This is a genomic window from Streptomyces sp. BHT-5-2 (assembly GCF_019774615.1).
GTDB lineage: Bacteria > Actinomycetota > Actinomycetes > Streptomycetales > Streptomycetaceae > Streptomyces.
This window is the reverse complement of record NZ_CP081496.1, coordinates 5,735,264-5,750,724: the sequence shown is the minus strand read 5'-3', so window position 1 is coordinate 5,750,724 and position 15,461 is coordinate 5,735,264. Positions and strand designations below refer to the sequence as shown.

Genomic DNA, 15,461 nt, shown 5'->3' with positions numbered 1-15,461 from the left:
CCTGCCCGGCCCCGACGGCCCGGTCCGCCGCCCTGCTCGGCCCCGGCCGTCGCAGGCGGGCCCCCGGACGGCCGGTGGTCCGGTCGCTGCCCGACGCGGCCCGCCCGGCTCGCCCCGGTACTTTGGCGGCCCTCGGAAAGTCGCAGGTCAGGGCCGATGCGGCAGGCATTGTCAGTGGCGAGTCGTACGGTGGATCCCATGCGGCCCGTTTCCCAGATCGAACGCACGGTGGCGCCCTTCGAGGTCGTCAGCCCCTACCAGCCCAGTGGCGACCAGCCGGCGGCCATCGCCGAGCTGGACCGCCGCATCCGCGGTGGTGAGAAGGACGTCGTCCTGTTGGGCGCGACCGGCACCGGCAAGTCGGCCACCACCGCGTGGATGATCGAGAAGCTCCAGCGCCCGACGCTGGTCATGGCGCCCAACAAGACCCTCGCGGCACAGCTCGCCAACGAGTTCCGCGAGCTGCTGCCCAACAACGCCGTCGAATACTTCGTCTCCTACTACGACTACTACCAGCCGGAGGCGTACGTCCCGCAGTCCGATACGTACATCGAGAAGGACTCCTCCATCAACGAGGAGGTCGAACGCCTGCGCCACTCCGCGACCAACTCGCTCCTCACCCGGCGCGACGTGGTCGTCGTCGCCTCGGTGTCCTGCATCTACGGCCTGGGCACGCCGCAGGAGTACGTCGACCGGATGGTGCCGCTCAAAGTCGGTGACGAGATCGACCGCGACCTGCTGCTGCGCCACTTCGTCGACATCCAGTACACCCGCAACGACCTGGCGTTCACCCGGGGCACCTTCCGGGTCCGCGGCGACACCATCGAGATCTTCCCGGTCTACGAGGAGCTGGCCGTCCGGATCGAGATGTTCGGCGACGAGATCGAGGCGCTCTCCACCCTGCACCCCCTCACTGGCGAGGTGATCAGCGAGGACCAGCAGCTCTACGTCTTCCCCGCCAGCCACTACATCGCCGGCCCCGAGCGTATGGAGAAGGCCATCGCCGGGATCGAGGCGGAGCTGGCCGACCGGCTCGCCACCCTGGAGAAGCAGGGCAAGCTGCTGGAGGCCCAGCGGCTGCGCATGCGCACCACCTACGACATCGAGATGATGCGGCAGATCGGCTCCTGCTCGGGCATCGAGAACTACTCGATGCACCTGGACCACCGCGAGCCGGGCACGGCGCCCAACACCCTCCTGGACTACTTCCCGGACGACTTCCTGCTGGTCATCGACGAGTCGCACGTCACCGTCCCGCAGATCGGCGCCATGTACGAGGGCGACGCCTCCCGCAAGCGCACCCTCGTCGACCACGGCTTCCGGCTCCCGTCCGCGTTGGACAACCGGCCGCTGAAGTGGGAGGAGTTCCTGGAGCGGGTCGGCCAGACCGTCTACCTCTCCGCGACGCCCGGCCCGTACGAGCTGTCCCGCGGCGACGGCTTCGTGGAGCAGATCATCCGGCCGACCGGTCTGGTCGACCCGGAGGTGGTGGTCAAGCCCACCGACGGCCAGATCGACGACCTGGTGCACGAGATCCGCAAGCGCACCGAGAAGGACGAGCGCGTCCTGGTCACCACCCTCACCAAGAAGATGGCCGAGGACCTCACCGACTACTTCCTGGAGCTCGGCATCCAGGTCCGCTATCTGCACAGCGACGTGGACACCCTGCGCCGCGTGGAGCTGCTGCGCGAGCTGCGGTCGGGCGAGTACGACGTGCTGGTCGGCATCAACCTCCTCCGGGAGGGCCTGGACCTGCCGGAGGTCTCCCTGGTGGCGATCCTGGACGCCGACAAGGAGGGCTTCCTGCGCTCCGGCACCTCGCTGATCCAGACCATCGGCCGAGCGGCGCGCAACGTCTCCGGCCAGGTGCACATGTATGCCGACAAGGTCACCCCGGCGATGGCGAAGGCCATCGACGAGACCAACCGCCGCCGCGAGAAGCAGCTGGCGTACAACAAGGCGAACGGCATCGACCCGCAGCCGCTCCGCAAGAAGATCGGCGACATCGTCGCCACCCTCGCCCGCGAGGAGATCGACACCCAGGAGCTGCTGGGCAGCGGTTACCGCAAGCACGGCGACAAGGACGGCAAGGCCAAGGCACCGGTCCCGGCACTCGGCGGAAAGGCCGGCAAGGCGGCCAAGGGCAAGGGCGGCAAGGGCGCAGAGGTGCTGACGGACCGTCCCGCCGCCGAACTCGCCGAGACCATCGAGGAGCTGACGGAGCGGATGCGGGCGGCCGCCGCCGAGCTGCAGTTCGAGGTCGCCGCCCGCCTCCGGGACGAGGTCGGCGAGCTGAAGAAGGAGCTGCGCCAGATGAAGGAGGCCGGACTGAAGTAGGCGGCGAGGCGTCGGCGACCCATCGGCGGCCCGCTCCGGGGCACCGGGCGGGCGGGTCGTGGGGTCGCCGGGTCGGCAGCAGAACGTCACCCGGGCGTTGCGGCTGCGCCACCGGAGCGGGGCTCGGCGCGCCTTCGGACGGCCCGTGTGCGTAGGGTCGGGAGAAGCCGCCCGATCACAGGTCACCGGACCGGCCGGCCGGGAGTGGTGAGGTGGCGCCGCGTGCCGGTCGCCGGGGGCCGGGCGGGGCGTCGGCTCCGGACGTTCCGACGGGACGCCGGCCCGGTGCGGAGGGTCCGCCGGCGGCCCTGCAGCGCCCGTGGACGCGCCGCGGTACCGACGAGCGACCCGTACGACACGCAGGGGGAGAACGATGACGGCGGAGCTCGTCCGGGGGCAGACCCACCCGCTGGACCGCACCCGGGTGGAGATCCGGGTCGCGGCCGCCGTGCCCCTGTTGGCCGCGGTCGCGCTCGGCGACGAGCGGGGCAGGCTGCCGGGCGCCGAGGCCGTGGTCCGTCCGGGCGCACCCCGACGGCCGGGCGTCGAGCTGCCCTCGCGGGTGGCCGCCGAACAGCGCATCGCGGTCGATCTGGACGCGCTGCCCGGCGCCGTGCACCGGGTGAGCGTGCTGCTGGTCCTGCCGGACGAGCCCGGCGTGCGGCGCGGCTTCGGTGCCCTCGCCGCGCCGTCGGTCGCCGTGACGAGCCCCGGTGGCACCCACCTCGTCGGCTGCACCCTCACCGGCCTGGGCCCGGAAACCGCGCTGGTCGCCGTGGAGCTCTACCGGCGGCGGGGCGCCTGGCGGATCCGCGCCGTGGGCCAGGGGTACGCCGGAGGGCCGGCGGAAATGCTGCGTGACCAGGGGTTGCCGGAGGCCGCGGAACTGGCCGCGGAGATCACGGCGGCCGCTGCCCGGCAGCCGGCACCGGCCGACCCGGCGTCCGGCCCCGTCCCGGTGGCGGACCCCGCCGCTCCCGGCGAGCCCGCCACTCCGTCCTCCGGCCCCCGCATCGACTACCGCCATCCCCGGCGCCCCACCACCCCTGCGGCGGCCCGTATGCCTTCCGTGGCGCCCCCGCCCCCGCCGTCCGCCGGCCCGGTCGCCGCGCCCGATGGTCCGGCGGACCCCGCCGCGCCGGTCGCCGGCGACGCCAACGGCTGGAGCTTGGAGGAGCGGCTCTACAACCAGGTCCGGGGCCTGTTCGAGGATCTGGCCCGGTCGGTGGCGGCGTACCGCGGCGCCGCCGGCTTCGCCGCTTCCCGTCTGGAGCGGGAGCTAGACGAGGCGCTCGCCGACCCCCGTGCCCGTATGGACGGCGCCACCGAGGCCGCCCGCGCCGCAGCCCGGGAGCGGCACGCCGACCTGGTCGGCCGGGCCCGCGCCGTCCTCGACCGCGACCTCGCCCAGCTCACCGCCGTGTCGGAGGTGGTCGAGCCCGCTCTGCCGCCCGCGCTCGCGCGTTGGGACAACCCGGTGTGGCACGGCTACGAGGTGCCGCGGCAGCACCCGATGGCGGTCCGGCTGGGCGATCTGCACCTCCCGGAGGCCCCTGGCCTGCGCGTTCCGCTGCTCGTCCGGCTTCCGCTGGAGCGCGGCCTGTGGATCGACAGCGGCCCCGGCCCGTATCCTCGCGCCGGGTACGACGCCGAGCGGGAGTTCGGCCGCCGGGAGCTGGGCAGCGCGCTCACCGACGCCCCGCCCGACGAGGCCGCGCTGGCACGCCTCGCCCTGGAGACCGCCGTCGCCCTCGCCGCCCGCCTGCTGGCCGCCCATCCGCCGGGCGGGTACGCCGTCCAGGTCATCGACGCCGCCGGTTCGGCCGGGCCGGCGCTGGCCCCGTTGCGGGAGAGCGGCGCGCTGCCCGAGCCGCCGGCGGCCGGCGCCCGGGGCGTGGCCGCGGTGCTGGGGGCGCTGACCCGGCGGGTCGACCTGCTCCAGATGGCGCTGCGCCACCGCGCCACCGAGGCCCTGCCGCCGGAGCTGGACCCGGCCGAGCAGCTGGTGATCGTCCATGACTTCCCGCACGGCTTCGACGACCGCGCCCTGAACCAACTGCGCTATCTGGCCGACGAGGGCCCCGCGGTCGGGGTCCATCTGATGCTGGTGGCCGACCGCGAGCGGGCACGGGAGTACGGGCCGGTCCTGGACCCGCTGTGGCGGGCGCTGCTGCGGCTGACCCCGGTGCCCGACGACCATCTCGCCGACCCCTGGGTCGGCCATGCCTGGACGTACGAGCCCCCGCTCGCGCCCCGGCGCAGCGAGGTGGTCCGCCGGGTGATGGAGCGCGTCGCCGAGGCCCGCCGCGCCGCGGGACCGTGCCCCGGCTGACCCGTCAGTCTCCCGAAGGGGTGCCACCCACCAGCGGTTTTATCCTTCCCTTTGCCATTTCATGAATCGCCTTTACTCTTTCTGGTACGGAGGGCGTCCAAGTCCCCCGGCAGCGACGACGCTGTGAGTGCCGTACGACCCTGCCGGAGGCAGCAGTGGACGTTTCCCCCACCCTGTGGGCGCTGACCATCCTCGGTCTGTGTGCCCTGATCGCCGTCGACTTCTTCATCGGCGGACGCAAACCCCATGAGGTGTCCCTCAAGGAAGCCGGCATCTGGACCGGTGTCTGGATGGGGCTCGCCGCGCTGTTCGGGCTCGGCCTGCTGCTGTTCGGCGGCGGTGCGCCGGCCGGTGAGTTCTTCGCGGGCTTCATCACCGAGAAGTCGCTGAGCGTCGACAACCTCTTCGTCTTCGTCCTGATCATGGGCAAGTTCGCGGTCCCGGCCGTCTACCAGCAGCGGGTGCTGATGGTCGGGGTGCTGATCGCGCTGGTGCTGCGGGCCGGCTTCATCGGCGCCGGCGCGGCGATCATCGCCAACTTCTCCTGGGTGTTCTACCTCTTCGGTGCGTTCCTCATCTGGACGGCGTGGAAGCTGATCCAGGAGGCGCGGTCCGGCGACGAGGACGAAGAGTTCGAGGAGAACCGTTTCCTGAAGGCGGTCGAGCGCCGCTTCCCGTCCACCGACCAGTACCACGGCACCAGGCTGTTCGTCGTGGAGAACGGCCGGCGGCTGATGACGCCGATGCTGATCGTCATGCTGGCGATCGGCACCACCGACGTCCTGTTCGCCCTGGACTCGATCCCGGCGATCTTCGGCCTGACCCAGGACCCGTACATCGTCTTCACCGCCAACGCCTTCGCCCTGATGGGCCTGCGGCAGCTGTACTTCCTGATCGGCGGGCTGCTGAAGAAGCTGGTGCACCTCTCCTACGGCCTGTCGGTGATCCTCGGGTTCATCGGCGTGAAGCTGGTGCTGCACGCCCTGCACGAATCCGGGGTGGCCGTCCCGGAGATCAGCATTCCGGTCTCGCTGGGCGTGATCTGCGCCGTGCTGGCCATCACGACCGTGACCAGCCTGCGGGCCTCGCGGCGCCAGGCGGTCGGGGAGTCCGCCGAGGCGACCGAAGAGGCCGGGGCGGGCACCCGCGGGTGAACGGGAGGGCCCGGCGGGCGGTGTGTCGCCCGCCGGGCCCTCGGTCGGTCTCCGGTCCCCTTACCAGCCGCGGGCCCGCCACTCGGCGAGATGCGGCCGCTCGGTGCCGAGCGTGGTGTCGGAGCCATGCCCCGGATAGACCCAGGTCTCGTCGGGCAGTTCGTCGAAGAGCTTGCGCTGCACGCCGTCGAGCAGGGTGCCGAACCGCTCCGCGCTGCCCCAGGTGTTGCCGACGCCGCCGGGGAAGAGGCAGTCGCCGGTGAAGACGTGCGGGTGGCCGTGCGGGTCGTCGTAGACCAGCGCGATGCTGCCCGGGGTGTGCCCCACCAGATGGCGCGCGGTCAGGCGGACGCGGCCCACGGTCACCGTGTCGCCGTCGTCGAGCAGAACGTCCGTGGGGACGGGGATGCCCTCGGCATCGTGCCGTCCCGCGTACGTCCGCGCACCGGTGGCGTCGACCACCTCGCGCAGCGCGCCCCAGTGGTCGCCGTGCTGGTGCGTGGTGACCACCGACGCCAGGCCGCTGTCGCCGATCAACGTGAGGAGCGTGTGCGGCTCGGCGGCCGCGTCGATCAGCAGTTGCTCGTCGGTCGCACGGCACCGCAGCACATAGGCGTTGTTGTCCGTGGGGCCGACCGCGACCTTCGAGATCATCAGGTCCGTCAGCTCGTGCACGTCGGCCGGTCCGCCGACCTTCACTGCTCCGCTGTAGGTCATGACACCAACTCTAGAGCGGGGGTACGACAGGCAGCGGTCCGCCGTGGGCGTCCAGACGGGCACCGTCCGCGCGCCCGGTCAGCCAGCCGACCAGGTCGCGTGCCGAGCCGCTCACCACCACCGGGGCGGTCGCGTCGCCGTCGGCGGGGCCGCGGCGCCCGGTGTGCCACCGGCGGCCGTCGTCGTCGCGCAGCTCCAGCGCAGGCAGTTCCGGATGGCCGGCGAACTTGATCCCGGCGAGGAAATCCAGCTCGCTGTCCACGAAGGCCGGCGGCAGCTGGTCGACGCTGTAGCCCACGCCCAGGTCGACATGGTGGAGTTCGACCTCGGCCAGCCGGCGCAGCGCCAGCCGGTCGGTCCGCTCGACGACGCCGTTGCGCATCTCGACCTGGAACGCCCGGCGGTCCTCCGGGACGGCTTCCGCCGCCGCCTCGAAGCGGGCCGTGCTCTCCCGCAGGTCCTCCAGATGGGCCGCCAGCGGACGGTCGGCGCCCCGCTCGATGTCGCCGTCGCGCGCCGCGGCACTGGCGTACATCGGCGTGCGGACACCCGTCCGTGCCCAGGTCAGGAGATTGGTCAGGGCGTCGGCGTTGCGGGCCAGATGGGCCAGGACATGGCCCCGGGTCCAGCCGGCGAGCAGCGACGGCTCGCCCACCGCGGCGTCGTCGAGCTTGCCCAGGGAGATCAGCAGCCGGTCGGTGGCCTCGTGGACGGCGGCCACATCGCGCGGGAAATCAGGAGGGATGGTCATGGCCCGACGCTAGCGCCGGCCGGGCCCGTTCGGGAGGCGAACGACAGCCTTCAGGGCGGAAGCGGGGTGGTGCCGGTGGCACGCGCGGTGCGTGCCGGCGTGGAAGGGGCGGACGGGGCGACCGCCTCTTCCACGCCGTCCGCCCCCCCCGGCCCGTCCGGCGGGTCGGATCCTAAGCAGGCACCGCGGCGGGCGCCCCGAACCACCGGCCCAGCGCCGCGTCCAACTCCTCGTAGGCGCCCGGGGTTTCGGCCGCCCAGGCGGTGCAGCCGTCCGGGCGCACCAGGAGGCCGGCCAGGTCGGGCCGGTCCGGGCACGCCACCGTCAGCACGCGCACCCGGTCCTGGTGGCCGGCCGCGCGCTCGCGCAGGGCCGGGTCGTCGGCGAGGTCGAGCAACAGCCCCCGGCCGTCGTGCAGATGGTCCGCGAGCCGGTGGCCGTCGGACAGTTCCAGGTCGGGCGCGCTGCGGCCGGTCAGCGGGTGGCTGCCGGGCAGGTCGTAGCGCTGCCAGACGCCGGAGATCTTCTTGACGAAGAAGGTGGTGGCGTCGGTCGTCCCGGAGAGTTCGGCGATCACCTCGCGCAGCGCCTGGGCATGCGACTCCGGCCGCATCAGCGCCACTTGGGCCCGGGTCCACTCCAGCACCCACGCACCGATGGGGTGCCGCTCGGCGGTGTAGGTGTCGAGCAGTCCCTCCGGGGCCCGGCCGTGCACCGTGGCGGCCAGCTTCCAGCCGAGGTTCATCGCGTCGCCGATACCGAGGTTGAGGCCCTGGCCGCCGAACGGGGAGTGCACATGGGCCGCGTCACCGGCGAGCAGCACCCGGCCCCGGCGGTAGTCGGGCACCTGGCGGGCGTTGTCCGTGAAGCGGGTGGCCGTGTGCACCTTGGTGATCGTCACGTCGGGGACGCCGGAGACCCGGCGCAGCGAGGTCTGCAACTCCTCGGCGGTGATGGGGGCGTCGCGGTCCGCGGGCGGCCCGTCGAACTCCACGGTGAGGATCCGGCCGGTCATCGGCCCGTGGACGTAGGTCCCAGTGTCGGTCCACGTCCAGCCGGCCCCGAGCGCGTCGGCACCGGTCATCTCCACGATGGCCTGGTGGCCGGTGATCTCCGGAGCGGTGCCGGGGAACGGGAAGCCGGCGAGCCGGCGCACCGTGCTGCGGCCGCCGTCGCAGCCCACCAGCCAGCCGGCGCGCAGCGAGCCCTCCGAGGTGTGGACGTGGACCCCCTGGTCGTCGGCGTCCAGGCCGGTCAGGCTCACCCCGCGGCGCAGGGCCACGCCCAGCTCGGCGGCGCGCGCCGCGAGCAGCCGCTCCAGGGCCTCCTGAGGGACGAGCCCGACCTCGGCGGCCGGGCCTCTGGTGCCGAACTCCGGGTCCGACTCGTCCAGGAGGTCGCCGCGGAGCATGATGCCCGCGAAGTGCCCGGCGAACCGCGGCGCCGCCTTGACCGTGCCGGCGTCGGCCGCCTGCCGCTGCCGCATGAACGAGCTGAACTGCGCCATGGCGGCGCGCTGCACCTCGACCAGCCCGGGCAGCATGCCCCGCCGGTAGAGGGCTTCCGAGCTGGGGGTGTTGATCGCCCCCGCCTTGATCGTGGGGTCCACCTCGGTCAGCCGCTCCAGGACGACGACCGAAACGTCCGCCAGTGCCAATTCGCAGGCGAGCATCAGCCCCACCGGGCCGCCCCCTGCCACCACTACGTCTGCGTCGTGCTTCATGAAGCGAGAGTGTAGTCACTAAAAATTTATTCCCGCTACAATTTTCTCCGGAAAGCTGCGGAAGGAGAGACGGTGGCGGAAAAGAAGCCTTCGGGGGAGCGGCGGCGCATGGCGGACGAGGGGGAGCGGGGCGCGCAGCCGAGTCTGCGCGAGCGCAAGAAGCGGCTCACCCGGGAACGGATCTCCGGCGTCGCCACCCGGCTCTTCGTCGAGCGCGGCTTCGACGACGTCACCGTCGCCGAGGTGGCCCGCGCCGCCGAGGTCTCCACGATGACGGTCTTCAACTACTTCCCGCGCAAGGAGGACCTCTTCCTCGACCGGATCCCGGAGGCCGTCGAGCTGCTCGTCGGCGCGGTACGGGAGCGCGGCGCGGACGAGACGCCGCTGGCCGCGCTGCGCCGGCTCGCGCTGGACCTGCTCGCCGAGCGCCATCCGCTGGGCGGGCTGGGGGAGGGGTTCGAGTACTTCTTCCGCACGGTGCTGGAGGCGCCGTCGCTGCGGGCGCGGGCGCGCGAGGCGGTCGAGGAGGTCGAGGGCGCGCTGGCCGGGGCGCTGGCCGAGGCGGCCGGCGGCGACCCCGCGCGGCCCGACCGGGGCGCCCGGCTGGCCGCGGCGCTGATCATCGCGGGGTGGCGGACGTGCTACGTGGAGGCCGCCGCCCGGCAGCTGGCGGGTGACCCCGCGGACGAGGTCGCCGTTGACCATGAAGCAGTGATCCGGCACACCTTCGAGGCGCTGGAACGGGCGCTGCCGGACGGAGGCCCGGTCCCGGGGCGACCGCGGGGCGCCGGCCGTCGTACGGCGTAACACCTGGTCATCGCGGTGGGAAGGGTGTGGCGCCGCCACACGTTTGGGTGAAGAGGGCTTGCGAGGCCCGTAAATCGAATGCACGTGCTATAGGCTCGTGTGTGGCATCCCAAAGACAGTGCCGCGGCGGCCCCCATACCCTTGGTCGGGGGCCCCGCTCCGTCCCGCCGCCTCTGCTCGCTCACCGCGCGGCGGGCGCAGCCCGTGGCTTCCGCCCCTCTCCAAGAAAGGTGCCGACCGGCGTGGCCGACCGTCTCATCGTCCGTGGCGCTCGCGAGCACAACCTCCGCAACGTCTCGCTCGACCTCCCCCGCGACTCCCTCATCGTCTTCACGGGGCTCTCCGGGTCGGGCAAGTCCTCGCTCGCCTTCGACACGATCTTCGCCGAGGGGCAGCGGCGCTATGTCGAGTCGCTCTCCTCGTACGCCCGGCAGTTCCTCGGGCAGATGGACAAGCCCGATGTGGACTTCATCGAGGGCCTGTCCCCCGCGGTCTCGATCGACCAGAAGTCGACCTCGCGCAACCCGCGCTCCACGGTCGGCACGATCACCGAGGTCTACGACTACCTCCGCCTGCTCTTCGCCCGGATCGGCAAGCCGCACTGCCCGGAGTGCGCGCGCCCGATCGCCCGGCAGTCGCCCCAGGCCATCGTCGACAAGGTCCTGGAGCTCCCCGAGGGCAGCCGCTTCCAGGTGCTCTCGCCGCTGGTGCGCGAGCGCAAGGGCGAGTTCGTCGACCTCTTCTCCGACCTCCAGACCAAGGGCTACAGCCGGGCCCGGGTCGACGGGGAGACCGTCCAGCTCACCGACCCGCCGAAGCTGAAGAAGCAGGAGAAGCACACCATCGAGGTGGTCGTCGACCGCCTCACGGTCAAGGACAGCGCCAAGCGCCGGCTGACCGACTCCGTGGAGACCGCCCTCGGGCTCTCCGGCGGCATGGTCATCCTCGACTTCGTCGACCTCGACGCCGACGACCCGCAGCGCGAGCGGATGTACTCCGAGCACCTCTACTGCGCCTACGACGACCTCTCCTTCGAGGAGCTGGAGCCCCGCTCCTTCTCCTTCAACTCGCCCTTCGGCGCCTGCCCGGACTGCACCGGCATCGGCACCCGCATGGAGGTCGACCCCGAGCTGATCATCCCGGACGAGGAGCGCTCGCTCGACGAGGGCGCCATCCACCCCTGGTCCGGCGGCCACACCAAGGACTACTTCGGCCGTCTGGTCGGCGCGCTCGCCGACGCCCTGGGCTTCCGCACGGACATCCCCTGGGCCGGCCTGCCGCAGCGCGCCAAGAAGGCCCTGCTGTACGGCCACAAGACCCAGATCGAGGTCCGCTACCGCAACCGCTACGGCCGCCAGCGGGCCTACACCACCGCCTTCGAGGGCGTGGTGCCGTTCGTCAAGCGGCGGCACAGCGAGGCGGAGAGCGACAGCAGCCGGGAGCGCTTCGAGGGCTATATGCGCGAGGTGCCCTGCCCGACCTGCGACGGCACCCGGCTCAAGCCGATCGTGCTCGCCGTCACGGTCCAGGAGAAGTCGATCGCCGAGGTCGCGGCCATGTCGATCAGCGACTGCGCCGACTTCCTGCGCACCATGACGCTCAACGCCCGCGAGAAGACCATCGCCGAGCGGGTCCTCAAGGAGGTCAACGAGCGGCTGAAGTTCCTGGTCGACGTCGGCCTGGACTACCTCTCGCTGAACCGCGCGGCCGGCACCCTCTCCGGCGGCGAGGCCCAGCGCATCCGCCTCGCCACCCAGATCGGCTCCGGCCTGGTCGGCGTCCTCTACGTCCTCGACGAGCCGTCGATCGGCCTGCACCAGCGGGACAACCACCGGCTGATCGAGACCCTGGTGCGGCTGCGCGACATGGGCAACACCCTGATCGTGGTGGAGCACGACGAGGACACCATCAAGGTCGCCGACTGGGTCGTCGACATCGGCCCCGGTGCCGGCGAGCACGGCGGCAAGGTCGTCCACAGCGGCCCGATGAAGCAGCTGCTGGCCAACAAGGACTCGATCACCGGCCAGTACCTCGCCGGCAAGAAGGCCATCGCGACGCCGGACGTCCGCCGCACCACCGACCCGGCCCGGCAGCTGACGGTCCACGGCGCGAAGGAGAACAACCTCCGCGACATCGACGTCTCCTTCCCGCTCGGGGTGCTCTCCGCCGTCACCGGCGTCTCCGGCTCCGGCAAGTCGACGCTGGTCAACGACATCCTCTACACCCACCTCGCGCGCGAGCTGAACGGCGCCAAGTCGGTCCCCGGCCGGCACACCCGGGTCGCCGGCGACGACCTCGTCGACAAGGTCGTGCACGTCGACCAGTCGCCGATCGGCCGGACCCCGCGCTCCAACCCGGCCACCTACACCGGCGTCTTCGACCACGTCCGCAAGCTCTTCGCGGAGACGATGGAGGCCAAGGTCCGCGGCTATCTGCCGGGGCGCTTCTCCTTCAACGTCAAGGGCGGCCGCTGCGAGAACTGCTCCGGCGACGGCACCATCAAGATCGAGATGAACTTCCTCCCGGACGTCTACGTCCCGTGCGAGGTCTGCCACGGCGCGCGCTACAACCGCGAGACGCTGGAGGTGCACTACAAGGGCAAGTCCATCGCCGAGGTGCTGGACATGCCCATCGAGGAGGCACTGAGCTTCTTCGAGGCGGTGCCCACCATCGCCCGCCACCTCAGGACGCTCAACGAGGTCGGTCTCGGCTACGTCCGGCTCGGCCAGTCCGCGCCGACCCTCTCCGGCGGCGAGGCGCAGCGCGTCAAGCTGGCCAGCGAGCTCCAGAAGCGCTCCACCGGCAGCACCGTCTACGTCCTCGACGAGCCCACCACCGGGCTGCACTTCGAGGACATCAGCAAGCTCATCAAGGTGCTGTCCGGCCTGGTCGACAAGGGCAACACGGTCATCGTCATCGAGCACAACCTCGATGTGATCAAGACCGCGGACTGGGTCATCGACATGGGCCCCGAGGGCGGCAGCGGCGGTGGCATGGTCGTCGCCGAGGGCACCCCGGAGCAGGTCGCGGGCATCCCGGCCAGCCACACCGGCAAGTTCCTGCGGGACATCCTCGGCGAGCGGGTCAGCGACGCGGCGCCGGTCGACGGCGGGCCCCGGAAGCCGGCCGCCCGGAAGACCGCGGCGAAGAAGGCGGTGGCCGCCGCCAAGTCCGCCGGGAAGACGACGGTGACGGCCTCGACCGCGGCGAAGAAGACCGCCGCCAAGAAGACCACGGCCAAGAAGACCACGGCCAAGGCCGCGGCGACGGCGGCCGAGAAGGCACCGGCCAAGAAGACCGCCGCCAAGAAGACGGCGACGCGGGCCCGCCGGGCCTCCTGACGCCGCACCGGCCGCAGTCGCACCGCACAGCGGGGGCGGAGCCTCGGGGGAGAGGCTCCGCCCCCGCTGTCGTGCCCGGGGATCCGGCGGCTCAGGCGGCCAGTTCCGCGGCGAACGGCGGCTCGGCGCCCGCCCGGGAGCAGGTGACGGCGGCCGCCCGGGCGGCGAAGCGGAGGATGTCCTCCCAGTCGTCGTCGGTGAGCCTGTCGACCGCCGCGTACGACAGCGCGCCATGGGCGTCCAGCCGGTGCAGCAGCGCCGCGTTGACGGTGTCACCGGCGCCGATGGTGTCGACGACGGCGACGTGCTCCCCGGGCACCGCCACCTCGCCGCCGCCCCGCGTCAGCACCGTCAGCCCATCGCCGCCGTGGGTGAGGACGACCGCCGCGGGGCCGGCGGCCAGCCACTCCCGGGCCGCCGCGCACACCGCCGCCCGACCGGCCCCGCCCGGCTGCGGGGCCGCCCCGGCCAGCCACAGCGCGTCCTCCTCGGACAGCTTCAGCAGCGCCAGCTCCGGCAGCCACGAGCGGAAACGGGCCCGGTAGGCGTCCGGATCGGCGATCAGCCCGGGACGGATGTTGGGGTCGAGCGCGGTGAACACCCCGCGCCGGGCCTCCCGGCGCAGCAGCGCCTCGTACGCCCCGGCGCCCGGCTCCAGCACCAGCGAGCAGGTGCCCAGCGAGAGCGCCCGCACCGCCTCGGGCAGCGCCGGGGGCAGGGTGAAGAGCCGGTCGGCCGTGCCCTCCACGTAGAAGCCGTAGCCCGCCGAGCCGTCCGGGCTGATATCCGCCACCGCCAGGGTGGTCGGCTCCGGCCCGCGCTGCACCAGCGAGGTGTCCACCCCGCCGTCGCGCAGCCCGCGCAGCAGCGCCGCGCCGAAGGTGTCGGTCGAGACCCGGGAGCAGAACGCGGCGGGCGAACCCAGCCGCCCCAGCGCCACCGCGGTGTTGTACGGCCCGCCGCCGCGCCGCGGCAGCAGCGCCGGCAACGAGCCGTCCGGGGAGGGCTGTTGACTGGGGACGAGGTCGATCAGCGCCTCGCCGGCGACGACGATCACGGGGTGCGGGTCCTTTCCTCCGCCGGCCGGGTCCGGCCGGTCATCGGTTGCCGGGGCCGGTCCGAAGCGGTCTCGGGGCAGCCGCACGAGGTGCGGTGCACGAAGGCGCAGGGCAGCCGGACGGTGCGCGGCGGCCGGCCCGGCGCGTCCAGTCGCTCCAGCAGCAGCCGGACCGCGGTGGCGCCCAGTTCCCTGCTGGGCTGGGCGATCGCGGTCAGCCGCGGGGTGAAGAGGTCGGCCCAGGAGAAGTCGTCGAAGCAGGCCAGCGCGATGTCCCGGGGCACCTCCAGGCCGAGGTCGCGCAGCGCCCGGAGCGCGCCGATGGTCATCGCGTTGTTGGCGGTGATGATCGCGGTGGGCCGCTCCGGCGCGGCGAGCAGATGGCGGGTGGCGTCCTGGGCGCCCTCCGCCTCGGAGTTGCCGCCGGCCAGCAGTTCGGGCGCGAACGGCAGTCCGCGGGCGCGCAGCCCCGCGCGGTAGCCCTCGACCCGCTCGGTGGTGGTGCTGAGACCGGGCAGGCCCGCGATCAGCCCGATCCGGGTGTGCCCCGCGCCGGCCAGGTGCTCGACGAGCCGGCGGACCGGGCCGGTGCTCTCCGCGCAGACCTGGTCGAAGCCGTCGCCCACCAGCCGGTCGAGGAAGACCGTGGGCACCTGGCGCTTCGTCAAGTAGTCGACCATCTCGGCCGGTTCGGCCGACGGCGCGACGATCATGCCGTCCACCCGGCGCTCGTGCAGCAGCTGGACGACCTTGCGTTCGTGCCGCGGATCGTCGTGCGGGTCGGCGATCAGCAGGCTGTAGCCGGCCTCCAGGGCGCCGGCCTCGACGCCCTGGAGGATCTCGGTGAAGTACGGGTTGCTGATCGCCGAGACGGCCAGGCCGATGGAGCGGGTGCGGGAGGTGACCAGCGAGCGGGCGAGGGTGTTGTGGGTGTAGCCGAGCTCCTCGATGGCGGCCAGCACCGCGGCCCGGGTGTCCGGGCGCACCGGCCGGGTCTCGTTCACCACGTGCGACACCGTGGCCACGGAGACGCCCGCGCGCCGTGCCACATCCACCATCGTCGTCATCCGGCTCTTTCCTCCCCGACGCCCCGGCGCGCCGTGCCCGGCTGCCGGCCGACGGCCGCTCCCGTCCGTTCGCCGCAGTCCATCACAGTACGTGGGCGGCGGACCAAACGTAAACGCTTGCGTAAGCGTTTACGTGTCGGCGGTTCTTCTGTAGTGTCCCCGCCATCGAATCCGC

The 15,461-nt window shown here is 72.7% G+C and carries 10 protein-coding genes; 5 read left to right on the top strand and 5 right to left on the bottom strand.

Going from position 1 to position 15,461, the window contains the following annotated elements; genetic code table 11:
* Positions 1–198: 198 nt before the first annotated feature.
* The 3 genes from uvrB to K2224_RS25495 all read left to right on the top strand — a co-directional run bounded on the left by uvrB (position 199) and on the right by K2224_RS25495 (position 5,823).
* Positions 199–2,337 (top strand): excinuclease ABC subunit UvrB, encoded by a 2,139-nt coding sequence (gene uvrB / locus K2224_RS25505; RefSeq protein ID WP_221908835.1) that lies wholly within the window; start codon positions 199–201, stop codon positions 2,335–2,337.
* Between the two features lie 373 nt (positions 2,338–2,710).
* On the top strand, positions 2,711–4,669 hold the full coding sequence (locus K2224_RS25500; protein ID WP_221908834.1) for a TerD family protein: 1,959 nt from the start codon (positions 2,711–2,713) through the stop codon (positions 4,667–4,669).
* Positions 4,670–4,824: 155 nt separating this feature from the next.
* Positions 4,825–5,823 carry a TerC family protein gene (locus K2224_RS25495; RefSeq protein WP_221908833.1) on the top strand — a complete coding sequence of 333 codons (999 nt, stop codon included), beginning with the start codon at positions 4,825–4,827 and terminating at the stop codon, positions 5,821–5,823.
* Positions 5,824–5,883: 60 nt separating this feature from the next.
* On the opposite strand, the gene K2224_RS25490 is transcribed toward K2224_RS25495, so the two are convergent.
* The 3 genes from K2224_RS25490 to K2224_RS25480 form a co-directional block, all read right to left on the bottom strand.
* Positions 5,884–6,540 (bottom strand): MBL fold metallo-hydrolase, encoded by a 657-nt coding sequence (locus tag K2224_RS25490; protein WP_221908832.1) that lies wholly within the window; start codon positions 6,538–6,540, stop codon positions 5,884–5,886.
* 10 nt (positions 6,541–6,550) lie between these two features.
* Complete coding sequence (locus tag K2224_RS25485) at positions 6,551–7,291, bottom strand: maleylpyruvate isomerase family mycothiol-dependent enzyme (RefSeq protein WP_221908831.1); 741 nt, start codon at positions 7,289–7,291, stop codon at positions 6,551–6,553.
* 172 nt (positions 7,292–7,463) lie between these two features.
* Positions 7,464–9,014, bottom strand: a complete 1,551-nt coding sequence (locus tag K2224_RS25480) for an FAD-dependent monooxygenase (protein WP_221908830.1) — start codon at positions 9,012–9,014, stop codon at positions 7,464–7,466.
* A gap of 108 nt (positions 9,015–9,122) precedes the next feature.
* Here K2224_RS25480 and K2224_RS25475 point away from each other — a divergent pair, with 108 nt between their 5' ends.
* Entirely contained in the window at positions 9,123–9,821 is a 699-nt protein-coding gene (locus tag K2224_RS25475) for a TetR/AcrR family transcriptional regulator (RefSeq protein ID WP_221909919.1), read from the top strand.
* 242 nt (positions 9,822–10,063) lie between these two features.
* Positions 10,064–13,162: an excinuclease ABC subunit UvrA gene (gene uvrA, locus K2224_RS25470; protein WP_221908829.1), complete on the top strand. Its 3,099-nt coding sequence runs from the start codon at positions 10,064–10,066 to the stop codon at positions 13,160–13,162.
* 91 nt (positions 13,163–13,253) lie between these two features.
* Here uvrA and K2224_RS25465 read toward each other — a convergent pair whose 3' ends face one another.
* Together K2224_RS25465 and K2224_RS25460 are read right to left on the bottom strand one after the other, a co-directional pair.
* A complete protein-coding gene (locus K2224_RS25465) occupies positions 13,254–14,219 on the bottom strand; it encodes a carbohydrate kinase (protein ID WP_221908828.1) in 966 nt (321 codons plus the stop codon).
* Positions 14,216–15,286 carry a LacI family DNA-binding transcriptional regulator gene (locus K2224_RS25460; protein WP_221908827.1) on the bottom strand — a complete coding sequence of 357 codons (1,071 nt, stop codon included), beginning with the start codon at positions 15,284–15,286 and terminating at the stop codon, positions 14,216–14,218. Before K2224_RS25460 ends, K2224_RS25465 begins: the two co-directional genes overlap by 4 nt.
* Between the last annotated feature and the right edge of the window lie 175 nt (positions 15,287–15,461).

Coding starts and splice junctions, on each gene's coding strand:
- K2224_RS25475 (WP_221909919.1), top strand. CDS start 9,123: ATGGCGGACGAGGGGGAGCGGGGCGCGCAGCCGAGTCTGCGCGAGCGC.
- K2224_RS25490 (WP_221908832.1), bottom strand. CDS start 6,540: ATGACCTACAGCGGAGCAGTGAAGGTCGGCGGACCGGCCGACGTGCAC.
- uvrB (WP_221908835.1), top strand. CDS start 199: ATGCGGCCCGTTTCCCAGATCGAACGCACGGTGGCGCCCTTCGAGGTC.
- K2224_RS25460 (WP_221908827.1), bottom strand. CDS start 15,286: ATGACGACGATGGTGGATGTGGCACGGCGCGCGGGCGTCTCCGTGGCC.
- K2224_RS25500 (WP_221908834.1), top strand. CDS start 2,711: ATGACGGCGGAGCTCGTCCGGGGGCAGACCCACCCGCTGGACCGCACC.
- K2224_RS25485 (WP_221908831.1), bottom strand. CDS start 7,291: ATGACCATCCCTCCTGATTTCCCGCGCGATGTGGCCGCCGTCCACGAG.
- K2224_RS25480 (WP_221908830.1), bottom strand. CDS start 9,014: ATGAAGCACGACGCAGACGTAGTGGTGGCAGGGGGCGGCCCGGTGGGG.